This is a genomic window from Actinoplanes sp. NPDC048967 (genome assembly GCF_040649415.1).
In the GTDB taxonomy this organism is placed as follows: domain Bacteria; phylum Actinomycetota; class Actinomycetes; order Mycobacteriales; family Micromonosporaceae; genus Actinoplanes.
In genome coordinates this window covers 55015-79393 of sequence record NZ_JBEZFL010000003.1, presented here as the reverse complement: position 1 = coordinate 79393, position 24379 = coordinate 55015, and the positions used below count along the sequence as shown (strand labels likewise).

The 24379-nt window shown below is 66.5% G+C and carries 18 protein-coding genes; 11 read left to right on the top strand and 7 right to left on the bottom strand.

Features of this window, described 5'->3' with window-relative positions:
• Positions 1–956 precede the first annotated feature (956 nt).
• On the bottom strand, positions 957–2474 hold the full coding sequence (locus AB0C12_RS12940) for a recombinase family protein (protein ID WP_360547307.1): 1518 nt from the start codon (positions 2472–2474) through the stop codon (positions 957–959).
• 1162 nt (positions 2475–3636) lie between these two features.
• Between AB0C12_RS12940 and AB0C12_RS12935 the strand changes: the two genes are divergently transcribed.
• The 5 genes from AB0C12_RS12935 (at position 3637) to AB0C12_RS12915 (ending at position 15567) form a co-directional block, all read left to right on the top strand.
• On the top strand, positions 3637–3882 hold the full coding sequence (locus AB0C12_RS12935) for a hypothetical protein (RefSeq protein WP_360547305.1): 246 nt from the start codon (positions 3637–3639) through the stop codon (positions 3880–3882).
• Positions 3883–4618: 736 nt separating this feature from the next.
• Positions 4619–7681 carry a DNRLRE domain-containing protein gene (locus AB0C12_RS12930; RefSeq protein WP_360547303.1) on the top strand — a complete coding sequence of 1021 codons (3063 nt, stop codon included), beginning with the start codon at positions 4619–4621 and terminating at the stop codon, positions 7679–7681.
• A gap of 136 nt (positions 7682–7817) precedes the next feature.
• Positions 7818–14573 (top strand): polymorphic toxin-type HINT domain-containing protein, encoded by a 6756-nt coding sequence (locus AB0C12_RS12925; RefSeq protein WP_360547301.1) that lies wholly within the window; start codon positions 7818–7820, stop codon positions 14571–14573.
• Positions 14560–14970: a hypothetical protein gene (locus AB0C12_RS12920; RefSeq protein ID WP_360547300.1), complete on the top strand. Its 411-nt coding sequence runs from the start codon at positions 14560–14562 to the stop codon at positions 14968–14970. The genes AB0C12_RS12925 and AB0C12_RS12920 overlap by 14 nt, the downstream gene beginning before the upstream one ends.
• Positions 14971–15441: 471 nt before the next feature.
• Positions 15442–15567 carry a hypothetical protein gene (locus tag AB0C12_RS12915; RefSeq protein ID WP_360547298.1) on the top strand — a complete coding sequence of 42 codons (126 nt, stop codon included), beginning with the start codon at positions 15442–15444 and terminating at the stop codon, positions 15565–15567.
• A 308-nt stretch (positions 15568–15875) separates the two neighbouring features.
• Here AB0C12_RS12915 and AB0C12_RS12910 read toward each other — a convergent pair whose 3' ends face one another.
• A complete protein-coding gene (locus tag AB0C12_RS12910; RefSeq protein ID WP_360547296.1) occupies positions 15876–16268 on the bottom strand; it encodes a MerR family transcriptional regulator in 393 nt (130 codons plus the stop codon).
• 23 nt (positions 16269–16291) lie between these two features.
• Positions 16292–17794 carry a SulP family inorganic anion transporter gene (locus tag AB0C12_RS12905; protein WP_360547294.1) on the bottom strand — a complete coding sequence of 501 codons (1503 nt, stop codon included), beginning with the start codon at positions 17792–17794 and terminating at the stop codon, positions 16292–16294.
• A gap of 302 nt (positions 17795–18096) precedes the next feature.
• Between AB0C12_RS12905 and AB0C12_RS12900 the strand changes: the two genes are divergently transcribed.
• Positions 18097–18738, top strand: a complete 642-nt coding sequence (locus AB0C12_RS12900; RefSeq protein WP_360547292.1) for a TetR/AcrR family transcriptional regulator — start codon at positions 18097–18099, stop codon at positions 18736–18738.
• A complete protein-coding gene (locus AB0C12_RS12895) occupies positions 18735–19322 on the top strand; it encodes a DUF6069 family protein (protein WP_360547290.1) in 588 nt (195 codons plus the stop codon). The genes AB0C12_RS12900 and AB0C12_RS12895 overlap by 4 nt, the downstream gene beginning before the upstream one ends.
• A 50-nt stretch (positions 19323–19372) precedes the next feature.
• Here the strand turns inward: AB0C12_RS12895 and AB0C12_RS12890 are convergent, their stop codons facing one another.
• From AB0C12_RS12890 to AB0C12_RS12880, 3 genes are all read right to left on the bottom strand, one after another.
• The gene (locus AB0C12_RS12890) at positions 19373–19645 is read right to left on the bottom strand and encodes a hypothetical protein (protein ID WP_360549066.1); all 273 of its coding nucleotides are present in this window, start codon (positions 19643–19645) and stop codon (positions 19373–19375) included.
• A gap of 207 nt (positions 19646–19852) precedes the next feature.
• Positions 19853–20059, bottom strand: a complete 207-nt coding sequence (locus tag AB0C12_RS12885) for a hypothetical protein (RefSeq protein ID WP_360547288.1) — start codon at positions 20057–20059, stop codon at positions 19853–19855.
• 101 nt (positions 20060–20160) lie between these two features.
• Positions 20161–20433: a hypothetical protein gene (locus AB0C12_RS12880; RefSeq protein ID WP_360547286.1), complete on the bottom strand. Its 273-nt coding sequence runs from the start codon at positions 20431–20433 to the stop codon at positions 20161–20163.
• A 359-nt stretch (positions 20434–20792) separates the two neighbouring features.
• On the opposite strand from AB0C12_RS12880, the gene AB0C12_RS12875 reads away from it, so the two are divergent.
• Entirely contained in the window at positions 20793–21158 is a 366-nt protein-coding gene (locus AB0C12_RS12875; RefSeq protein WP_360547284.1) for an STAS domain-containing protein, read from the top strand.
• A 51-nt stretch (positions 21159–21209) separates the two neighbouring features.
• On the opposite strand, the gene AB0C12_RS12870 is transcribed toward AB0C12_RS12875, so the two are convergent.
• Positions 21210–21713, bottom strand: a complete 504-nt coding sequence (locus AB0C12_RS12870; protein ID WP_360547282.1) for a nitroreductase family deazaflavin-dependent oxidoreductase — start codon at positions 21711–21713, stop codon at positions 21210–21212.
• A gap of 388 nt (positions 21714–22101) precedes the next feature.
• Between AB0C12_RS12870 and AB0C12_RS12865 the strand changes: the two genes are divergently transcribed.
• The 3 genes from AB0C12_RS12865 (at position 22102) to AB0C12_RS12855 (ending at position 24132) form a co-directional block, all read left to right on the top strand.
• Entirely contained in the window at positions 22102–22638 is a 537-nt protein-coding gene (locus AB0C12_RS12865; RefSeq protein ID WP_360547280.1) for a MarR family winged helix-turn-helix transcriptional regulator, read from the top strand.
• An 89-nt stretch (positions 22639–22727) separates the two neighbouring features.
• Positions 22728–23450 (top strand): DUF4142 domain-containing protein, encoded by a 723-nt coding sequence (locus AB0C12_RS12860; protein WP_360547278.1) that lies wholly within the window; start codon positions 22728–22730, stop codon positions 23448–23450.
• Positions 23451–23793: 343 nt separating this feature from the next.
• Positions 23794–24132 carry an STAS domain-containing protein gene (locus AB0C12_RS12855; protein ID WP_360547276.1) on the top strand — a complete coding sequence of 113 codons (339 nt, stop codon included), beginning with the start codon at positions 23794–23796 and terminating at the stop codon, positions 24130–24132.
• Positions 24133–24379 lie beyond the last annotated feature (247 nt).

Here is a 24379-nt window from a genome sequence, read left to right as displayed (position 1 = left end):
CCGACCCGCGATCCTTCACGGTGATCGCCGGGACGCAGCCTTCGACGTACCCGTGGACGAGGACAGACGAGAACGGCTCCCGTGCCGCGGCGTCCACCGCCGGATGCCGTCGCGACGGCCGTCGCTCCTGAGCTGCCGGCGCGACGGTCGTCCTCCCGCCCGAACGCGACGAAGGCCGGAACCGTCGTGACGGTTCCGGATGTCCTACTCGCCCCGATCCGCAACGGACCGGACCGCAGTATGCCGCGAACGAAGCCGTGCCACGGTGCGCGCGGATCAGCGCAAGGCAACACTTCGATTTCGTCGCGCTCTCCTTTTGGATCAAGCGGCATCCGGCCGGTGACCGGCCATTTGTTCGGTCTCCTCGTCATGGACGAGGCGCAGAAGTTGGCACCGCCGAGCCCGATGACCGCATGCACGTAGAGCACGTTGGAGCTGGCTGTCCAAGCGCGTAAGTACGGTCTCGGGCTGATCTTCGCGACTCAGGCGCCCTAGAGCCTGCACGACCGAATCCCCGGCAACTCCACGACACAGCCTTTACGGACTGCTGAAAAGCCCCGTTCAGATCGAGGCCGTTCGGGAGATGGCGAAGGCTGAAGGCGGGGATGTGCCCGACATCTCGCGCCTGACGGCCAGGGAATTCCACCTAGCGGATGGGGGAAGCCCGCCTCGCAAGATCAGGACATCACTCTCTGTCACCACCCGCGCAGTCCACTGACAATTGAGGAGGTCATCGATCGATCGCGCAAAGGCGAGACCGCATCGGATCGGTAAGGCTTGTGCCCTCGGCTTCGCGCGAGATAGCGTCCCCAGGTGTTTCAGCGCGCGACGTGCTGAGCGCACAGCAGACAACGCTGGCCCAGAAGGTGGTCACGACGAGACGGTCAGCTTGCGGGCTGCGATCACCGTGTGCGCATCTCGAGTGTCGATCTCGGACACGTCAACCCCCACCACGATCATTCACGTTTCGGCGGATGATCGCGTTGGGGATTTTTGATTGCCGGTCTGGCCTGCGGGATGCTGATCCCGGGCAGTGACAGCTGCCCCGTGTCGGCAACGTCCTGAGCATCGGGGTCGTCCTGCCCGGCCTGGGCGGGACCGGTGTCCAGGTTGATGCTTATCGATGTGCAGACGATCGCTATGCCTCGGCCGCGTAGCTGGCCGGCCACACCGGAGACGGGGATTGCGTCGCGGGTGGTGCCGAGGTGGTGCGCCAGTTGCCCTCCGGCTTCGGCAAGGGCTTGGTCTTCGCGCACGTAGAGCGTCTTCATCCGGTGTGGCTGAGCGTCGCTGGCGCTGGTGTAGCCGTGTCGGCATCGGTAGCGGGCTCGTCCGTGTGCCCAGTGTCCTTCTGCCCGGCGCCCGCACAGCCCGCAGATCACCAGGCCGGTCAGTTGGTAGCGCTGTGGGTTGGCGTCGTCCGGGACGGCGAGGGCGGTGATGTGTTGCGCCGCGACGAAGGTCGCCTCACTGACGAGGGCCTGATGTGCCCCGGGTGGCGAGACTTCCCATTGCTCGCGTGGATTCCAGGCGCGGGAGGGTTTCACTCCGGGCGGCCGGCTGTTCTTTTCGCCTGGCCGCAGTTCTCGGTGATCGGTGTGTTGCCGGTTCCATACCTGTCGGCCGGTGTATCGGGGGTTCGCCAGGATCGCTGCGACTGTCCGCAGCGTCCAGGCGGTGCCGGAGCGGTGTGGGTTGCGTGCAGGGTCATGTGCCGACGGTGGTGGCATGCCGAGGGCGTTGAGGCTGCGGGCGATGCCTGCGGTGCTGAGCGCGGCGAGGCGCTGTTGGAACATCCATTGCACGTGCGGTGCGGTTTCGGGGTCCGGATCCAGGCGTAGGAGCCGTCGGCCCCATCGTGCGTGCTGCGGGTTGGGATGCGGCCCGGCGTCTGCCATCCGATAGCCGTACGGTGGCCGGCCGCCGAGGTGCCGGCCCTGGGTGCGGACTTGGGCGCACATCGCCGCGGTCGTGCGTCGGCGGGCGCGCAGGATCTCGCGTTCGGCTTGGTGGCCGAGGAGCAGGAGCAGGGCCTGGTGGGTGGCGTCGGTCAGGTCGACCGGGCCGTTGAACTCGGCCAGCCACGTGCTGATGCCGTAGGCCTGCAGCTGCGCGAGGATGCTGCGGGCCTGCCCGGTGGTGAACGCCCGTTCGAACTCGCCGATCACGACCGCATCAAACCCGCGATCAGGGTCGGCCGCGGCGTCCAGCAGCGCGGCGGCCTGAGGGCGATGGTGCCAGGCCAGTGCGCGGGAGTAGCCGACATCGAAGTACTCGGCCACGATCCCGCCGCGGCCGGAGATTACCCGCGTGGCGTTCTGCCGCTGCCACTCCCGTGACGATGCCGGGTCCTGGAACCGGCCGGTCGAGGTACGCCCGTAGAACGCGAACCGTAGGCCATGTCCGGCGCACCGGGCCTGCTGGTGGCCGCGGGTCCGTGGTGGCGCCGGTGGCCGCTGCAGCCACGCCGCCAAGGATGGATCTTGGGCCTCGAGGGCGGGGCGAGGGAAGTGGTCAGCGTTGTGCTCACCTCACATTGAGGCAGTAAGGAGTCGATGCCGAGGTACCCGCCGCGGGCGTGGTGCTGAACTCATCGATAGGTGATGTCACTCGGAAGGGAGTTCAGCAATGCGCCCCCTGACCGACTCTGGTTGCCGGACCGGCGGCCGGGAGCAGATAGACCGTGCCTCAGCAAAGTCTGATCTGCCGTCCCATCCGGTACCCGGTGCCACCTCGCTGTTTTGGGTCCGCAGCCATCAAGGCAGGATCCTAGGATGCCTTGCTGGCGGTGTCATGCTGCACGCCTGCGCCAGCCGTCCGGGTCCTCGGCGTCAGAGATTGGATCGCCTGCATCGGCAACCTCGTCGACCAATTCAATCGACAGCGAGGGCCCGCGCTGCGCGTATGGCGAAGTCCGGCGCCGGGCAAGGGTTCCGACCTTCGTGCACACTTGGCGGTCCGCCGAGCGTCCGCAGAGGGCTTTGGTCGGCGGCCAAGTGGGTGTCGACAGGCTCTCATGTGAACGGTGGTCGGATTGTCGGCGACAGTGTGGAACCGCTGCGCATGGAACTTCTTGTAGTCGCGCTGGCGCGTTCGACCGGGTCGAGATCAGCGGTCGCGTCGACGAGAGCGGCCAGCCGGCATGTGTCGACGTGACCGCCACGCCCGCTGTCGCAGGCGACCATGCTCGTCGGGTGGTTAGGTGATCAGCGGTCTGCAAGCGTCGGTCGGCGCGGGAACGTAGGGCTGTCGACGAGCCCTGTGTGTCCAGTCGGAAGGCAGTTCAATTTTCAGGCCGATTCTTGTTCAGCCTTCGACGACGGTCGGAGGCCAGGTGCGGATCGCGCGGCTTCTCGTCGTCGTGATCGAATGTCGCCGATCGTCACGATGCACGCGAGGGGGACAAGCGGTGGGCGCTACGGCACAGGATCGGCAATGGCGGCAACGCCGTCGCTCCACGCTGGTGGTCGGGACCGCGGTCGTCCTGGTGGTCATCACGGCGGCTGTCGTCTGGGTGTATGGGCGGCAGGCAACAACCGAGACCGGGCGCCGCGGCCGTCTGCGCCCGCCGCTACCACGCCGAGCAGAGCGCCGCGAGTCGCCGCGGTCACCTACGAGGTGTCAGGCGAGGGCCGAGTGGACATCTGGTACACCGATCCGGCACGCACGGAAACCACGACCCTGTTGAATCAGCCATTGCCCTGGCGAGTGGATCTCGCACCGCACGCGGTGTCATTCGTGCAGATCACCGCCCGGCGTACGAAGAACGGCAGTGAAGGGCAACCGGTGAGGGCGCTTGTCGACGGCGTCGAAGTCTGCAGCGGTACGAATGTGGGTGGCTACATGAAGTCCACCTGCTCGGAGCTTGTGCCGCCGCTGTGACCCAGCCACCGCCGGCACTCTCTACGAGGTCATGATGCGTCGTTACCCGCCCGGCGTCGGCGCTCAGGAGATTCAGCTCTGACGACAGCCTTACAAGTGCGAAACGTCAGCTTCGCCAGTACGTCGTGCTTCATGCCCAGCGGCGCACGGACGTGCCGCGGTTAGCGCGGTACGGCCCGGTGTGGGACCAGGGGGGCGTCGCGACGTTGGGGCTTGGTGACTGGTCGGCTCGTTGCGGTTCAGCGGGCGTGGCCGGCCGGCACGACAGGCGTCGCGGGACTGCAACCTCGAGCGGCGGCTGCCGTGCTGAGTGTCCGATCGGATACTGCCTCGTCGTCCGATCGGCCACTTCTGGGGTGCTTCGACGTTTCTCAACCTGACCCTAGCTGGATATCGACGAGTGCTTGCCCATCGATGTCTGCTTGTCAAGATCGTGTGTGACGGCGGTGTGTGTCATAGCGTGTGCCCCGCGTGGGTTCTCCGCTGAGCTCCGCGACTTCACGGGGGGCGGGCAGCGATGGGTACTGCGTCATGGGCTGGATCGGTGCGTCGGAGGCGATCGTGGTTGTCCGGGGCCCTCTTCAGCGCTCTGGCACTGTCCGCGTTGGTAGGAGCGGCGCCGGCGGATGCCGCCCCTGTCGCGGCTGTGCCGGCCCTTCAGCCACCACTGCCGCAGACAGCCACCACTGAGGCGCAGGCCGCCGCGCTGGCGTATCGGAGTCGCAAGCCGGTCGAGGTGACCGGTCGGACCACCGAGACGTTGCGGGTGTGGGCGTTGCCGGACGGTTCGTACCGGGCGGAAACGCACGTGGCGCCGGTCCGTACCCGCGACAGTAGCGGGCGCTGGGTGGATGTGGACCTGGCGATGCAGCGCCGCTCGGACGGCAGTGTGGCGCCGAAGGCTCATCCGTACGGGCTGACGTTGTCAGGTAAACGCAATGCGGACACCACTGGGTTCGTGACGCTCGGGGCATCGGACACCCGCACGGCTCTGGGATGGCGGGGTGCGTTGCCGGAGCCGGTGCTGGACGGGCGTAAGGCCACGTACCGGGAGGTGCGCCCGGGTGTTGACCTGGTCGTGGAGGCGGGCCGGTCGGGCTACGAGTACTTCGTGGTGCTCAACAACCCGCAGGCTGCGGCGGCCATGGCGACGATTGCGCTGCCATGGGATGACGGGTCGATGACGGCGAGCAGCCGTGCAGTCGCGGGGGCCGAGCTGAGCATGCAGTCGGCGTCAGGTGCCGGCGTGCAGGTGTCCGAGGCGCTCATGTGGGACGCCCGTACCGCACCGGACACCGGGGAGCCGGCGCACGTCGCGGACGTGGATGTGACGATCCGCGGCAACGCCGGGGGTGGCGCCGACATGGTGCTGACGCCCAGCGCGGCGTTCCTGGCCGACCCCGGGTTGAAATACCCGGTGACGGTCGATCCCGCGATCAACGTCGATCCAAAATTTGACGCGTACGTACAGAACACCATCACCAACACCGACAAGTCCGGTGCCGACGTGTTGAAGATCGGCCGGGTCGTCGACCCTGCGGAAGGCTGTTCCTCGGAGTGCAAGGCACGGTCATACCTGAGCTTCGGCGGGCTGGCGGAGCTGCGCGATTCGAAGGTGGACAAGGCGGAGCTGTTCTTGTGGAACTCCCATTCGTGGTCGTGTACCGCGGCGAGCTGGGAAGCGTGGCGGGTCGACTATGTCGACGAGACGCTGCGGTGGGGCAACCAGCCGACATGGCGGGAGAAGGACGGCACGTCCACCGGAACCAAGGGCTACAGCTCCGGTTGCGGTGACGGCTGGGTGTCGGTGTCGGTGCGGAATACCTTCCAGCATTTGCTGTCAGGTACCGATAACCGGGCCAACGTCGGGCTGCAAGCGACCAACGAGAACACCAACGCCGGCTGGAAAAAGTTCAATTCCTCCGAGGCTTCATCGCACACGCCGTATGTCAGCATGATCTACAACCGCCGGCCCAACACGCCGACCGGATTGAAGATCGACTCCTGCTATTCGGCCTGCAACAGCCCGGCGGTCGTGCGGTCCGGGACGCCGCGGTTGTGGGCGACGGTCTCGGATCCGGACGGCGGGACGGTCCGTGCCGAGTACGAGGTCTACAACAGCACCAAGGGCACCCAGGTCGCGAAGTCCGGTACTGCGGTGACCGGAGTGTCCTCCGTTAGTTCCCGGCCGTGGCGCGTCGCCCCGTTCTCCAAACAACCGCTGCCGGACCACACCTATCACTGGCGTGCTCGAGCTTGTGACAGCTATCAGTGCGGCGACTACTCGGCGTGGTTCACGTTCGTCGTCAACACGCAGGACCCGACGCTGCCGACCGTCACCAGCGCGCAGTACCCGCCGAAGACGACCGGAACGTGGAGCGGCGGACCGGGCCAGCCGGGGACATTCATGTTCACGCCGAACGGCGCGAGCGAGGTGACGGAGTACGTCTACTCCCTCAACGACGCCAACCCTGTCACCGCCGCGGCCGGGGTTGCCGGCGCGGAGCGCCTGGCCGCCAGCCAGAGCAGCATGTCCAGCCTCAGTGGTATCACGCCGGGCGGTTCGGCGGTCGTCACCCGTGACACCTCCCGAGGTCACACCGGTGGTGACTCGCTGAAGATCGTTCCGACGGCGACCGGTGATGCCACCGGCTACCACGAGTACGCCGCGGTCGCCGGTGACGCCGGCGGCGGGTTCCGTCTCGGGATGCGTGCCGGAGGCCGGTACCGGGTCACCGGGTGGGTGTACGTACCGGCCGCCACGGGCCTGAACCCGACTTCGCCCGGACGCGGTCTGCGACTGGCCCCTTCCTACATCGTGTCGGGCAGCGTCTCCCACGTCATGTCGCCCGCGCCGACCGTGACCGACACCTGGGTCCAGCTGTCGGTGGTCATGAGCGTTCCCACCAATGCCACCGAGGCATACCTGCGGGTGTGGAACGGGTTCGCCGCCGGCAGCGGCAAGGCGGTCTACTTCGACGACCTGTCGGTTCAGGAACTCACCGGGACCACGCTGGGCGTGTCCCTCACCCCGACCAAGGACAGCACGAACGTACTGTCGGTGCAGTCGCGTACCGCCACCGGTGCTACCTCCGATCCCCGGATGTATTCGTTCCTGGTCAACACCAGCGATGGTGAGTGGCGGTGGGGGATGGACGACAGCGCCGGCACGGAGGCGACCTCTCAACCGGCCGGCCACTCCGCCACCTTCGGCGTCGGCGTGGGATGGGCCGAATCCGGTCGCTTCGACGGAGGGGTCACCCTCGACGGGACCGGCCGGCTGGCCACCGACGGCCCAGTCCTCAACACCAGCGCCGCGGCCGGGTTCACCGTGGCCGCCTGGGTACGCCTGACCGATCTGAGCGCGTCCCGGGCCGCCGTGTCGCAGCAGGGCACCAACGCGTCGATGTTCACCCTCGGCTACCGCAACGACATCGACCTCGACGTCGACGGCGTGCCGGACCCGGCGTGGTGCTTCACCGTCACCAGCGCCGATACGGCCAACGCCGGCGGCACCAGCATCTGCACCACCCAGTACGTCGTGCCCGACGACTACATCAGCCTCATCGGCATATACGACAAACCCGCCGGGAAGCTGCGCCTGTACGTCCAGGGCACAGCGGACTTCGGCGGAGCCGAGCCCGACGCCGTCGATGCGCCCGCCGCCTGGTCGGCGACCAACGCGCTGGTCATCGGCGACAGCACACCCACGCAGCCGTGGGTCGGCGACCTCGACCATGTCTACGCCGCCCAACGTGTCTGGGACGCCGCGAAGATCGCCAGTCATGCCCAGGCTTGAGGCCCCGAACGTGCCGAACCGATCCTGCGAGCCGGAAAGAGGTCACCGCGTGACCGCCGTACACTCTTCACGTCCCGGCCCGCTCGTTGCCGGCTCACGTCCTGCGGGTCGACGTCGGCGCGGTATCGCCGCCGCCATGGCGGCCGCTGTCGCTGTCGCGGTCGCCGTGCAGGCGCCGGACATGGCCGAAGCCGCGCCGCCCTGGACTCCCCGCACGCCGGCCGAGGCCGCCGGCGTACCCGTCAAGCCCCTCAAGCACACCGTGCTGCCCACCTGGACCGCCGCCAAGAAAGAGTTACACGGCGCCGCGACGGTGACCTGGCCTGCTGCAGGCGCCGCCACCGTGGACCTGCCCGTCGCGGCCAACGCCACGAAAACCGCTACCCGGAGTACGGCAACGCGGGCCGGCACGCTGCCGGTCTGGCTGTCGGCCACCGCCACGCCCGCCGGTGGCGCCGCCAGCCGCACAGCCGCAGCGGTAACGCCGGTGCGCCGGGCCGCGGTCGAGGTCGCCGACCAGGCGGCGACAGCCAAGGCCGGCATCTCCGGGGTACTGCTGTCCATCGCCCGCGCCGACAACGTACGCCAGCCCGGTGGCGTCGACGTCCGCGTCGACTACCGGGCCTTCGCCCAGGCGTACGGCGGTGACTGGGCCTCGCGGCTGCGGCTAACCTCCGTGGCGACCGGCCAGCCCCTTCCCACCGTCAACGACGTACGCACCGGTACGGCCAGCGCCACCGTGCCGGTATCCGCCGACGGCCGGGCCACCATGGTCGCCTTGTCCGCCGGCGCCTCCGGCGACAGTGGCACCTACACCGCGACCAGTCTGTCGTCGGCCGCGACCTGGAACGTCTCCCAGCAGACCGGCGCGTTCTCCTGGTCATACCCGCTGGCGGTACCGCCGGCGATCGGCGGACCGGAACCACGCCTGGGTATCGGCTACGCCTCCAGCTCTATCGACGGCCGAACGGCGGGCACCAACAGCCAGGGCTCCTGGATCGGTGACGGCTGGGAGATGTGGCCGGGATACATCGAGCGGCAATACAAGCCCTGCGCCGACGACCAGGACGACATCCGCGGTAAGGCTGCCAACAACAAGAACAACTTCGGCGGAGACCTGTGTTGGCTCAAGCCGGAGGGCAACGCCACCATCTCGTTCAACGGGCGCGCCACCGAACTGGTCAAGTCCGCCGGTGACAGGTGGAAAGGCGTGTCCGACGACGGCTCGCGCATCGAGCTGCTCAAGAACACCTCGTACGACAACGGTGACACCGACGGCGAGTACTGGAGGGTCACCACCACCGACGGCATCCAGTACTTCTTCGGCCGCAGCAAAGGCCCCGCCGGGGCATCCGGCACCACGGCGACCAAGTCGGTCTGGACCGTGCCGGTATACGGCAACCACTCCGACGAGCCCGGCTACGCCGCCGGCGACTTCGCGGGCTCGCGCACCACACAGGCCTGGCGGTGGAACCTCGACTACGTCGTGGACACCCACGGCAATACCATGACCTACTTCTACGACCGGGAGACCGGCGCCTACGGCCGAGAAGGTGACAAGGACAAGCGGACCACATACGACCGCGGCGGGTGGCTGTCGCGCATCGAGTACGGCAACCGCGTCGACGCGAGCGCCACCACCCAGCCCGCCGCCCGGGTGCTGTTCGACGTGGCGGACCGATGTGACAGCAGCTGCTGGTCCGGTACCGATCCGGTGCAGGGCTCGTGGCGTGACACGCCCTGGGACCAGTTCTGCAAGGCGGCGCCCTGCGTCGACCAGCAGGCGGTCACCTTCTGGACGGCCAAGCGACTGTCGCGCATCCGTTCTCAGGTCTACACCGGCACCGGCGACACCTTCTCTGATGTCACGTGGTGGACGCTGCGGCACAAGTATCTGCAGACCGGTGAGAACAGCGGCGACCCGATGTGGTTGGCCGGCATCACCCGTACCGGAAAGGTCATCACCGCAGGCGGCGGCGAGGAATCCGAACCGGAAGTGGTGTTCGACGCGGGCAGCGAACCACGCCCGAACCGGGTCGACGCCAGCAGCTCCGACGGCCGCTCAGACCTGTTCCGTTACCGTCTCAACACCATCACCACGGCATCCGGCGCCCAGATCGCGATCAGCTACTCCCAGCCGGAGTGCCTGCGCACCGCGCTGCCGACGGTGCACAACAACACCAAGACGTGCTTCCCGCAGTACTACGCCCCGGCCGGGGAGACGGCGAAACTCGACTGGTTCCACAAGTACCGGGTCACCCGCGTCGACGTGTACGACAACACCGGTGGCTTCGATCATGAGCAGGTCAACTACGACTATCTCGACGCCCCGGCCTGGCACTACGACAACTCCGAACTCATCGACGAGAAAAAACGTACCTGGGGCCAGTTCCGCGGCTACGGCAAGGTCCGCGTCCGTAAGGGTCTCGAATCCGGGGTGCAGTCGGCCATCGAGTACCGCTACTTCCGCGGCATGCACGGCGACAAACAACCCAACGACGGCACCCGGAACGAGACGGTCACCGACTCCCAGCAGCAGGCGGTCACCGACTACGACGCCTACGCCGGCATCGCCCGGGAAGTGACCACCACCCTCGGCGTGGGCGGCCCCTGGCTCTCCGGCACCATCAGCACACCCGCGGCCACGCAGACCGCCAGCTCCGGGCCGCTCAAAGCGGCGATGGTCAACACCCCCACGGTGCGCAACCGCACCAAGCTGTCCAACGGCAGCACCCGCTGGACCAAAACCGTCGTCACCTACAACGACGACAACTTCCTCGAAAGGGTCGACGACCTCGGCGACGAAGCGACCACGGCCGACGACCGGTGCATCCGCACCTGGTACGCCCGCAACGACGGCAACTGGATGCTCGGCGCGGTCAAGAAGACCGAGACTGTCGGCGTCAACTGCGCGGCCACACCTACCCTGCCCGTTGACATGCTGGCCGGCAGTCGCACCACTTACGACGGCGCCGACAAGGACTGGAACACCTACCTGCCGGTCAAGGGTGACGTCGCCAAGGTCGAACAGATCAGCGCCTGGTCCGGGACCACGCCGACCTGGACGACCACCGCAAAATCCACCTACGACGAGGTCGGGCGGATCAAGGACACCTACGACGCCCTCGACTACAAAACCTCGACCAGCTACACGCCGGAGCTGACCGGGCCGTTGACGGCGACCACCGCCACCGACGCGATGGGCCGCGCCGTCACCACCACCTTCGCCACGGCGTGGCAGGTGCCGGTGACCACCGTCGACGACGCCAACACCGCGCGCACCGACGTCACCTACGACGGTCTCGGTAGAAGCCTCAAGGCCTGGCTACCCGGACGCGCGAAGACCACCTACCCGAACGCGCCCTCCATCGAGCACATCTACCTGATGCGCAACACCGCACCGACCGCCGTCACCACCAAGACGCTGCTGCCCACCGGCACCACCGCCTACCGCACGTCGATCACCCTGCTCGACGGGCTCCTGCGCGAGCGTCAGACCCAAACCCAGGCCACCGGCGGCGGCCGGGTGCTCAGCGACACCGTCTACAACTCCCGCGGTCTGGTCGACTGGGTCGCCCAGCCCTACTACGACACTACGAATGCGCCGCCGTCCACCGAGGTCGTCGGCAACACACCCGGACAGCCCTCGCTGCCCGTACCGGCGCTGACCGCCAACGTCTACGACGGAGCAGGCCGCGTCACCGACTCCATCTTCAAGATCGGCGTCAACGAAGCCACCAACGAGAAATGGCGCACCACCACGGTCTACGCCGGCGAGAAGACCACCGTCATTCCGCCAGAAGGCGGTACCGCGACCGCCGGCATTACCGACGCCCGCGGCAACGCCGTCGAACTGCGCCAGTACAAGAGCCGCGCCCAGGCAGGCAGTGACGACCCCGCCACCTACGACAAAACCATCTACCGCTACACCGACCGCGGCGAACTCGCCGGCATGACCGACGCCGCCACCAACAACTGGAAATACACCTACGACCAACGCGGACGAAAAATTAAGGACGAGGACCCCGACCGCGGCACCTCCACTTTCACCTACAACGCCCTCGGCCAGCTCCTCACCAGCACAGACGCTCGCGGCGTCACCCTCGCCAACACCTACGACCCGCTCGGCCGCCGAACCTCCGTCCGTGACAACACCACCGACGGACCCAAACGCGCCGAATGGATCTACGACACCCTGCAGTACGGCGTAGGTCAGCTCACCAAATCCATCCGCTACGAACCCGCCGGCTCGACCAACGCCTACACCTCCGAAGTCACCAAATACGACCCCGCCGGCCGGCCCCTCGAAACCCGGATCACCCTCCCCGACACAGAGAGCGGCCTGTGCGCCGCTAGCGGCACCACCCCCTGCACCTACACCTACGCCGCCACCTACCGGGCCGACGGGCAAACCGCCACCACCAGCCTCCCGGCTGTCACAGGCCTACCGGCCGAGAAACTGACCATCGGCTACAACGACGTCGGCAACCCCTCCATCCTGCTCAACGCCGGAGTGCAGATCTACGTCAACGCCACCACCTACAACAAACTCGACCAGCTCACCCAGCTCGTCCTCGGCGAACACGGCAAACGGACCGAGCTCACCCAACTGATCGACACCCGCACCGGCAGGCTCACCAACACCAGCGTCCTGCCGGAAAAGAAACCCGAAGTCCTCAACTACACCTACCAGCAAGACCCGGCCGGCAACCTGCTCTCCATCACCGACACCCCCGCGGGCGGTGCCACCGACACCCAATGCTTCCGCTACGACCACCACCGCCGCCTCACCGAGGCATGGACACCCTCTTCCACCACCTGCCCGCCCGACCCCGATGCCGCCGCCCTCGGTGGACCGGCCAGGTACTGGCAGTCCTACAGCTACGACCAGGTCGGCAACCGCACGGTCGAAACCGACCACGTCAACGCCACCGTGCGCGCCTACAAGTACCCCGCCCCCGGTGGACCTGTCGGAACCCACCCGCACGCCGTCACCTCCGTCGAAACCACCGGCGCTACCACTAAGACTGACGTCTACGGCTACGACGAGACTGGTAACACGCGCACTCGCCCCGGCGGAACAGCTGGCCAAACCCTCTCCTGGGACCTCGAAGGCCACCTCGCCACCGTCACCGACTCCACCGGCAAAACCAGTTACCTCTACGACGCCGACGGCAATCGCCTCATCCGCCGCGACCCGACCGGCGCCACCCTCTACCTGCCCGACGGCACCGAAATCCGCAAACCCACATCCGGATCCGCCACCGCCACCCGCTACTACGCCTTCGGTGCCACCCCGATCGCCACGCGGACCCCCACCAGCCTCACCTGGCTGACCGGAGACCACCACAACACCAGCGAAGCAACCGTCGCCAACGCCGACCTCAGCGTCTCCCGCCGACGCACCCTGCCCTTCGGCGCCGACCGCGGCACGGCCCCGATGACCTGGCCCATGACCATGGACAAGGGCTTCGTCGGCGGGACCAAGGACAACACCGGCCTCACCCATCTGGGCGCCCGCGAGTACGACCCCACCCTCGGGCGATTCATCAGCGTCGACCCGCTACAGGACCTCACCGACCCGCAGCAGTGGCACGGCTACGCCTACGCCGGCAACGCACCCACCAACAGCAGCGACCCCAGCGGACTCATCGAAGAAGACTGCGCCAAATTCGACTGCTACGGCTACAACCCCGACACCGGGTGCTACAAGGGCTGCGGCTCCACCGACAACGTCAACTGGGGAAAAGGCAAGGGCAAAACCGGCAGCGCACCTGCCAAGAACAACGACCCGGACGTCATAACCACCTCTGTCGTCCTTCCAGCCGGAATGAAGAAGGGTGACAAGGAAGAATTCAAACGCCGCTGGGTCGAACAATCCGGCAAATTCCTCGCCGAAAAGAACCTTGGCGGCTCCACGAACGCCCTTCTCCTCGCGCAGGATCAGGCCGACCTGGCGAGGCATGTCTGCGATGCCATGGGGCGGGAGAAGTGCGGCGCGTGGTATGGCAAGTTGTACGACGTCCACCTCGATACGTTGATCGCCACGGGCCTTCCTGGAATGGACGGCATCCTCGATGGGCAGATCCGGCTTGAAGGGCTCTCTGGCGGGTCAAAGTCTGCCGCCGGTGCGACGACACCCAAAACGAGAGTATGTAATAGCTTTTCCGGCGAAACCCGCGTCCTCATGGCCGACGGCACCCACAAGCCGATCAATGAGATACAGGTAGGCGATCGCGTCATCGCCGAAGACCCGGAATCTGGCGAACGCGGCGCGCGCACCGTTACTCACGCCTTGGTGCACGGCGATACGCTCTACGACCTCAACGTCGGCGACCAGCGCATCGTCACGACAGAAGACCACCCGTTCTGGAACAAAACTTCCAAACAGTGGCAACGGGCTGACAGCCTCCCGATCGGCGACGAGCTGGACGCTGGATCCGGCAACGCTGTAACGGTGCAAGGCTTCGACCCGAACAGCCGACACTTCGACGCCGCTTACAACCTCACCGTTGACGACCTGCATACGTACTACGTGCTCGCCGGCGATACGCCAGTGCTCGTACACAACGTAGGCGAAGGTTGCGTTGTCGACCAGACACTCGGTGCTGGCAAGCATGCGCAGGAGGGTGTTGCGTTGGTGGACGGTGACATCAACGCGCCTGGCGTTAGGGATATGATCAACGAAGCAGGTGACGCTCATGGATGTCACGTCTGCGGTTCCACGAATCCTGGCACCAAGTCGGGAAACTGGGTTCCCGACCACCAGCCACCGACTACGGCCGTTGCGCCAGGGACGCCGCAGACCGCCTACCCCCATTGCCTTCCATGTGCTAGACAGCAGGGTGGAATCGTCCGGCAACTGAACGAGGGAAACTATGACTTCCCCTGATGAAAACCTGCTCGGCTCGTTCGTGACGTTCTTCGACCACGGGCTGCTCATGATCGATGAATCGGAAAGCAAGGCAGCTCACGATGGGTGGGACGCTACGACTGAGTATGTCCACTTCGATCAAGATTCGCTATACATTGCCGTGCAGAGTGTCGTTGACGGTGCTGTCATGGTGAATGCATATCGTGAAAATGCTCCGGGCAGCGAGACTGAGGGATTGGTCGAAGCCTTCTCCGGTGAAGTCGAGTCGAAGTACGGCAGGTTCAAAATCCACGACTCAGACGATAAGGCGGTGTTAGTAATTGCGGGAAGGTCGGGACGGAATCAATTGACTGTGCTTTTAGATGAGCTAAATTGGGCTACGCGCGTGGTTGTAGTAATTGGTACGCCGGCCTGACTAAAAACTGAGCAGTGGAGGGGCTAGAATTCGACCTCTGGCGGCGGGAGCTAGCCCTCCACTGCATCATGGCAGAAAGAAATCTAGCTATTCCGGTAGTAGCCGACCAGTGAAGTCATCAATTGGTGTATCGGCTCATCTGCTGCCGCCTCCGCTCACTACGCATAGAGACTGTGCGGCCGCCCGGCGGTTAGGCTTGCTCGTATTCATTGGCGTTGCGAATCATTACGGGCTCTCGGAGCACCTCATGGACGGACATCATCCGCGCCACGAGCCGGCCCAGCGCGTAGACCACGGAGTCCTCAGCCATGCAGGCTCTGCCTGTAGTAGTAGTCGTCGAGCGTTCGCCTTGTTCCGCGGTCGTCGAATGTCGAGACGCGGCCACCAGTCCTCGTCGGCAGCCACGTTAGGCTCAGCGCATGGACACTCACCAGCGGCATAAGCGGCCTCGGCGGAGCCATCGTCACCCGCGTGGCCACCGACGGCATCAAGGTCATCACCCTGGACATCGCCGACGGCGCCGACCTGAACGTCGATGTCACCGACGCGGCAACTGTACGAGCCGCCGCGGAACAGGCCTGCCCGTCGACATCCTGATCAATTCGGCCGGCATCGTCGGCCCGGACGCGCCCCTGTGGGAAGTCCCGCTCGACGGCTGAGCTCGCACCTTCTCCGTCAACGTCAACGGCACCCTGCACACCTGCCAGGCCTTCGTACCTGGCATACGCGAACGCGGCGCGCGAGGCAGCTGGACAGCACTCACATGCCGCTGGTCGTTCGCGGCAGCCGACGGCGAGTCGTTACGCGGCGTGGACCTTCCGACACCGGCCGCGTCCGACGGTAGAAATCCACGAGTGTTGCCGGTTCTCGGCAACAAGGCCACCGAAAGTCCAGCCGCCGCCGGGTCAGTGGCTGTGTAGCTCGATGTGGTCTTGGATGTGCTGAGCGAATCCCTCCGCGGTGATCAGTTGTTCGCGCAGCGCTTGCACCCGTGCCTGGGCCGCGGTGTGGAACATGGCGAGCCGATCCTGCAGACCGGCCCGTTCGTCGCCTTCGGCGGTGGCGAGCCCGTTGAGCAGCTGCAGCAGGTCGCGCATCTCCTCGAGGGTGAACCCGAGCGGCTTCATTCGTTTCACCACGCGCAGCCGGTCGAGGTCGGGCTCGGTGTAGAGCCGGAACCCACCCTCGCTACGCGCCGACGGCACGACCAGGCCGGCGTCTTCATAGTGGCGGATGGTGCGGATGCTCAAGCCGACGCGTTCGGCGGCTTCGCCGATCTGCATGTGCCGTCCGGACATGGCCTCAGTGTGCCCGGTGGCCATCAGTGCCCGGCTTTCAGTTTGCCGGCCAGGTTTTCGTGGAAGCTGGCGCTGGCGTCGTTGAGGCCGACGATGTCCACGGCCTTGCCGCGGGTCTGGTACTTGGTGGTGATCGCGTCAAGGGCGGCGACCGAGGAGGCGTCCCAGATGTGCGCGGCGGTCAGGTCGATGACGATGTGCTCGGGGTCGCCGGTGTAGTCGAACTGGTAGACCAGGTCGTTGCTGGAGGCGAAGAACAACTCGCCGTGCACGTAGTAGATCCGGGTGTTGCCATCAGGGTCCAGGACGCTGGTGACCTGCGCGAAGTGCGCGACCCGGCGGGCGAAGATCACCATCGCGGTCAGGACGCCGAGGACGACGCCGATGGCCAGGTTGTGGCTGGCCAGGGTAGCGACGACGGTGACACCCATGACGATGATCTCGCCGGCCGGCATCCGCTTGAGGGTGGCCGGGGCGATGCTGTGCCAGTCGAACGTCCCTACCGACACGATGATCATCACCGCGACCAGGGCGGCCATCGGGATCAACGCCACCACGTCACCGAGCGCGACGACGAGGATCAGCAGGAAGACCCCGGCGAGGAAGGTCGACAGGCGGGTCCGGGCACCGGACGCCTTCACGTTGATCATGGTTTGGCCGATCATGGCGCAGCCGCCCATGCCGCCGAAGAACCCGGTGACGATGTTCGCGACGCCTTGGCCCCAGGACTCGCGGGTCTTGTTGGAGTGGGTGTCGGTGATGTCGTCGACCAGTTTGGCGGTCATCAGCGATTCCATGAGGCCGACCAGGGCGATGCCGAGCGCGTACGGGGCGACGAGTTTCAGGGTGGCCAGTTCGTAGGGCAGGTCGGGCAGGCCGAGGGTGGGCAGGCTGTCGGGCAGGGTGCCCTCACCGCCGACGTTCGGCACGGTGATGTGCGCGACGACCGTGAACACGGTCAGGGCGACGATCGCCACCAGCGGGGCCGGGACCGCGGTGGTCAGCTTCGGAAGGAACACCATGATCGCCAAGGCGAGGGCGACCATCGGGTAGACCAGCCAGGGCACCCCGATCAGGTGCGGGACCTGGGCGGTGAAGATCAGGATCGCGAGGGCGTTGACGAAGCCGACCATGACGCTGCGCGGGATGAACCGCATCAACTTCGCCACTCCGACCAGGGCAAGAATCACCTGGAAGAGGCCGCCGAGAACGACGGCGGCGATCAGGTAATCAAGGCCGTGTTCCTTGGCCAGCGGGGCCACGACCAAGGCGATCGCGCCGGTGGCGGCGGAAATCATCGCGGGCCTGCCGCCGGTGAAAGCGATGGTGACGGCCATCGTGAACGAGGCAAACAGTCCAACCCGCGGGTCGACGCCGGCCAGGATCGAGAACGAGATCGCCTCGGGAATCAATGCCAGCGCCACGACCAGGCCGGCGAGGACCTCGGTACGCAGTACGCGCGGAGAGGACAGCCAGGCAGGGCGAGACGGCCGAGGCGAGCGGGCCGCCGACAGTAGCAAGGACATAGAACTCATTTCTCGTCGAAGCGCACGCCTGTGAGGCGCACACCAGCACACCGCTTGCAGATGTGCAGCCGAACTACGGATTGCTGCGCGAGGTGTCACCGCCGCGCCACCGGTGGGCGCCTTCGCCCACAGGGGCTGCCGAGGGGTAGGAGCGCCGCATCTCGGCAATGCCCCGACCCTACTCTTCGGTGACAGGAGAGTTGATCTGAGGAGGACGTGGTGGTGATCACCGCTGATTGCAGCGCCGGGTACATCTCTCAATTGTCTTGACGGAGTGAGTACTCACTCCGCATCATCGGGTTATGACGACAATGCCAGGCCGGCGCCGCGCGCCGGGAATGACACCAGAACAACGACGCGAGACCATCGTGCAGGCTGCCCTACCGCTCGTCGCCGAGTACGGCGCCGCCGTGACCACCGCGCAGATCGCACGCGCCGCCGGCATCGGCGAAGCCACCATTTTCCGGGTCTTCGACGACAAGGACGACGTCCTACAGGCCTGCGTTACCAAGGCCCTCGATCCCACCCAGGTATTGCAGGATCTGCAGTCCATCTCGCTGGATCAGCCCCTGGCCACCCGCCTGACCGACGCCGTCGAAGCCCTCGACGCCCACCTCGCCCGGATGGGCACCGTCATCGGCGCACTCCACGCCTCCGGCACCCCCCATCGTCGGCCACGGGCCACGCCCACCAACGACGACCAACCAGACACCCGATCCTCCGGTCGCGACGCCTCCCGGGCCGCCACCCGGCAAGCCCTTAGCGAACTGTTCGAACCCGACCAGCGGCACCTGCGTCTGCCGGCCGAGACGCTCGCGAACGCCTTCCTCGCTCTGTTCTTCGGTCGCGAACGAGGTCGTGATCAGCAACCGCCGCGAGTCCCCGCCGAGCAACTCGTCGACCTGTTCCTGCACGGCGCTCTTACCACCAAGGAACCGGCATGAGGTCCCGGCCGGCCAGAGACCGCCGAGACAAGACCGCGCGACGACGACTCCGCATGCTGGGCACAGCTGCAGCCGCTTTGGCACCCGCCCTGATTTGGATCGCCACAGTCCCGATCCTTGGTCATCAGTTACAGGTTCCCGTCCGCGACGGTCAGCGTCCGCAGGAGATCGGCTTGATCGCCGTCGTCCTCGTCGCCGTCATCGCGGCTGTCGCGGCGTGGACGGTCATGGCGGCGCTGGAGCGACTGACATCCAAAGCAAGCCCAGTCTGGACGATCGCAGCAGCCGTTGTACTCCTGGTATCGCTGCTGCCGTTGGCCGGGTCCGGCATCCACGCCGGCACCCGCGTCGCTTTGGGCCTGATGCACATCGCCGTCGCGGCCGTCGTCGTGCCTTTCCTCCTGGGCACCAGTCGAAAGCGGTCAACCAACGAAACAGGCAGTTCGCAAGTCCATCACCCATCCAGCCTTACGGGCGCTTCGGCGGTGTCTCATGACCGCGCCCACCCTCCGGAATCTCCTGCCGAAATGGGCTGTATCGGCAGCGTCCGACGGCACCGGGTGCCCGCGGATCGGGATAGATGAAGAAAGCGTTCGACGACCGCGGTCACCAGGTCATCACCTCCAGCTTAGACTCACCCGGCGCCTGGCCCGGCGGAATAGCGCAGCTGACGGATACTGACTCTTCGCCAGCAGCGGCGTTCGCGGCCCTGGCCGACCCGGTCAGCCGCGCCTTCTACGACCGCGACCGCGCCCCAGGCAAACGCCACGACGCCGCCCTGATCGTCCGCGGTACGGCCGTAGATCTTGGCCTGCCCGCTGGGCCAGGTGGTGGCCCGGGCGCCGGCGGGGTCGATGGCGCCGGGCACGGTGGCACGTGCCGCGTTGGCGCTCGGCGGGACCGACACGGGCCGCCGCTTATCGCCGTCGCGTCCCCATTGGCCCTCGCCCTGACGGCTGCCCGGTCGATCGGCAACCCTGGCCAGACCGGCGCCTTCATACCGCCGGCCTGGCCTGGCTGCCCGGCGTGACCACCATGAACACCGACACCGCCCCGGTGACTGATCGTGGGCATTCATGAGTGCTCAGGACGGACTGACGCTTCCGCCCGGGCCCTACTCCCCTTCAGCGTCGCGGCCGCGGGGTTCCTGCCGGCCGTTGTTCGCGGTGGCGCCGGGGTCGTGCGGGGACTGCTGATCGGCCGGGATCTTGCGGTGCTCGGCGCGCGGGCTCTTGCCGGTAGCGCCATTGGGGCCGTCGCTGTCCTGGACCAGGCGGGTTTCACCGCTGCGACGCATCTCGGGCTGTTGAACGTTCGGCATGATCACTCTCCTTGGCTGGGCGGTTGCGATCGCCCTGAAAGGCACAGCGCCCGAAAGGGTGGCCGGATATGCTTGCCGGCACGCTTCACGTGGGGCGGAAACTATTCGGGGGAGGAATCGGACGACGCCGCCGGACACGGCTTTTCGAAATGGGTCGAGTTGAGTATGAGCTGCCCGGCACGGTTAGCATTCGCGTCGGCGTCGAGTGTGGCGTGTTCGAGCGCGGCGGCAGCCGGCTGGTCCAGGTAAACGTTTGTTCCGGGGACGGCGACCTCGCCACCTGCGTTGTCCGGCACGATCGAGAGAGCGAATTTGTCGTCGTCGACCTTCCTGATGCTCAATCCGGCATGCGGATAGGTTTCGGTGTTGGTCATTCGCCGTACGGCGCGTGCGGCATTCTCGGTTACGGCTACCATCGTGGATCCTCCTCGCGGGAAAGAGCTTTCTTCTTCGCGCTTGCCCACCGTGCTCTCGGACAACCCGATCCGACCGAGAAGTCATGAGACTTTCACCCAATCGCGAGGATCGTCATGCGACCGTCATGCGATTGCTGCAGCTGACCGATTCGGTCGGTGGTGCGGCCTCGGGCTGCGGGCGATAACGACCCGCGGCGCGGGACGCCAGTGCGCATGACCCCGCGGCTTCACGAATCTGTCATCGATTCGCGGAAGAGCCGCCATGCTGGTGCGGCATTGTGAGTTCGTCAGCGTACGGCCGACGGCTGGAGGGCCAAATGGAGCGACCCCTCGATGAACCCTGCACGGTCCCCGGCGGTTCTGTAACAGTCGTCGAGTTGCATGGTGACCTGGACCTCGACACGGCCGATATGCTGCGTGACTGCCTGGAGGACGGCGTCGAGCGGGGCACCGACATCGTGGTGGACCTCGCGGATGTCACATTGATCGACTGCGTCTCGCTGGGTGCACTCGTGGAGGCCGGGCGGCTGGCTGAGCGCCGGGGCCACCAGTTGTGCCTGGCGGCGCCGCAGCCCGCGATCCGGCGTACGCTGGCCGCCACCATGCTCGACAAAGTCTTCCGTCAGTACCCGGATCGTCGCCGGGCGGTCGGTGGCTTGTCCGCCGGCTGTGCACGCTCCTGACAGTTCACGGCTCCGGCAGCACGACTCGGCGCCCCGCACGGCCAGGCACGATCAGCTCCGGTGATCCGCAACCGGATCACCGGACGGCTCGAGACGGATGAACGGCAGCCGCCGGCCCAGCGCGGCGAAGTCCTGGTCGCTTCCGTCGACCTCGTACCCCATGAACCGGGCGAGCCGGCGACCCATCCGGCGGTGTCGCCGCGCGTAGGCCACCATGCATCTGGCTCCCTCGTCGGACGACAACCGCCGTGCTGTCGCTGTCCGCCGGTGATTGCCCACGGTGATCCGGGTCCGGGGATGAGCCAGCAAGTTGCGATACCAGTCTGCTCGGGCGCCGAATCCGGAGGCCACGGTCAGCGTTCCGGCGACCGGGTCATGGTCGACGACTTCGAGGACCACGTTGTGAACACGCCCGCTCCGCCGTCCCACGTGCTCCAGTCGGATCAGCCGGTGCCCGAACAAGGCACCCAAGCCGATGCGGTACACCGCCAACGGCGCTTTCAGCAGCAGCCGACGAAGTCCATGCGGTGGTCCCGGAGGTTCGATCGTACGCATCGCCGGTGACGCTCAGACCGGGTGGCCGTTGCCGCTACCACCGCGTGAACCCGGGCGGGCGGGGTTGTCGATCGGGAGTATGTCCCCATCTTTCATTGCCGCCTCCTCAGCGCGGGCCGAACGGCACTCGGAGCCGTTCAAGATGCCGTCCTCGCACACCGCCATTGTTGCGGGGGCACGGCGATATGGCCAGGAGTGGCGTCATTTCCACAGGGGCTGGTTGCGCATTGCTGCCCATCGCCTCGAGCCGCGAGCAGGGAGGGCGCCGTGCTGGATCAGAGCCATGCCGGATTCCTGAACCTCGCGGCACCGCGAAACTTGAAGATTTACCGGCGGACGGATGACAGTCGTGTGACAGCCTCTGCCGCGACCGTGGCACAGTGATGCCATGGAAGGCGTGGTGGAGCGGCAGTATGCGGCCGCGGAGGATGAGGTCGTCGGTGCGCTCCTGGCCACCAGCCGCGTGTTTGTCGGACTGGCCGCTCGTTCGCTTGGAAGCCTCGGCGAGGACGTGACGCTGGCGCAGTTCCGCACCTTGGTCGTGCTGGTCTCGCGCGGGCCTCAGCGGGTCGTCGATCTGGCTCAGGAACTCGCGGTCACGTCGTCGACAGCGACCCGAATGTGTAACCGGCTGGTGCGTAAGGGCCTCGTCGTGCGCCGTGAGCGCGCGGATGACCGTCGCGCCGCCTGGATGACGCTGACCCCTGCCGGACGGGATCTGATCGGCGAGGTCATGAGCCACCGGCGCGCGGCGATCGCCGATCTCGTCAGTGACCTGTCGCTGATCCGGCCGGTGGCCTTCGCCGCGGTGCTACACGCCTTGGTGGAGGCCGCCGGTGAGGTGCCGGACGCCCAGTGGTGGAGTCAATGGGCGTCGTCGGTGGCCGGTGAGGAAGCCCTCGGATATCCGGGTTCTCAAAAATAGATGCACATGTGAACGATTCTTGAGGCGCACCCGTACCTCCCTCCGAGGACACGTCGAGCCGTCCGGCGTGTGCATGTGGAGGTGTGGAGATGAACCGTCCGTCGCCGGCATGGCGTGCAGCCTGCCCGTTGATCGCTGTACTGATCGTCGGGGCCGCGGTGCCGTCTCCGGCATCGGCTGGTCCGGCGGTGCCGACTCAGCTCAACGCGGCCGACATGATGCTGCTCAACGGCGTACGTCAGGCCGGTCTGTGGGAGATCCCGGCCGGACAGATGGCCGCGCAACGCGGCGGCAAAGCAATCGTCCGCAAGGTCGGCACGATGATTGCGGACCAGCACGTTGAGCTGGATCAACTGGTGGTCGACGCGGCGAACAAGCTGGGCGCCACGATTCCGTCCGCACCGACAGCCGATCAGGCGGGCTGGGTCAACGAGATGCAGAACGCGAACGGGGACCGCTTCGACGACATCTTCGTGGCTCGGCTCCGGGCGGCCCACGGCAAGATCTTCCCGGTGATCGGCGCGGTGCGTGCCGGTACGCGCAACCCCGTCGTGCGGAAGCTGGCCGACGAAGCGAATATCTTCGTGATGAACCACATGCAGATGCTGGAGAGCACCGGTCTGGTCCGCTACGACAAGCTCGCGCCGGCCGCGTTGCCGCCCGCGCAGGACACGTCGCAGGTTGCGCTGGCGCAGGCGAACGTGGGAATTCGTCCGGCGATGGACCCGCGCCTGCTGTGGGTCGTTCTGGTGGTCATGCTCGGCGTGGCGGCCGTTGCGGCCCGCCGCATTCTCCGGCGGAGCACCAGGTGACGCGGCGAGCCGAATAGGTGCTGTAGTGCACGTATCGCCGGTGACGCATGCGTGGTAGCTGTCCGAGCGCAGGCCTTCCTTCGTGTGACCAGCAGCGAGGATTGCTGCGTGTGGGACTTGAGCATGGCAGCATGCGGCGTTGCTCAATCTGACCGGCTCGCGGGCGGGCAAGTGGTGCCGGTGACGGTCACTTGCCGAGTTCCCTGTTCGGATGGGTCGTGTGAATGTCATAGGAGTGGCGAATCGTTGATCGATAATCGTCATAGACGAGGTGAATGCTCGATCGTGTCAGAGCCGCGCCGCGGCACGCCGCGGTTCATTGTCTACGATTGGTGGAGATCCGATGACACTCATGATCAGCACTCACCGGTTGGCGGAACCGACGATGGCGATCGCGATCGAGCCGCAAGGCGAGATACGCTCCGAAGACGCCCACAAGCTCAGCGATCGAGTCATCGCGGTGCTGGCCGCCACTCGTCCCCAGCGGATCGTCGTGGATCTCAGCTCGGTGACATCGCTGTCGGACGCCGGAATCGTCGCGCTGCGGTCGGGCCATGAGGATGCCGCCGCTCAAGATGCGAATCTCGTGGTGGTCGACCCGGACCCGCAGGTTCGGGAGCAGCTTCGGCGGGGCGGCCTCGACGATCTTCTGGACGGTTCGGGCAGCGGTAGTCGTTCGTAGCTCGACGTACGAGAGTCGTTCTGAGCATCGAGTGGCAGATCGAGGGAATCGCGTTGCCGTTTTGCCTCGGTCGGGTCGTCACACAACTGATATGACAGCGCGGGGAAGACGATATATCCGCACGCGAGCATGAAATGCTGTCGCGGTCGACGCATTCGACCCCCGCGAATCAGTCGTCGGCCGCGGCGCCATCGGCTGGCGCACCATCCGGTCGGCGCAAGGCAACCGGCCGGATGGTGGCCTTCGA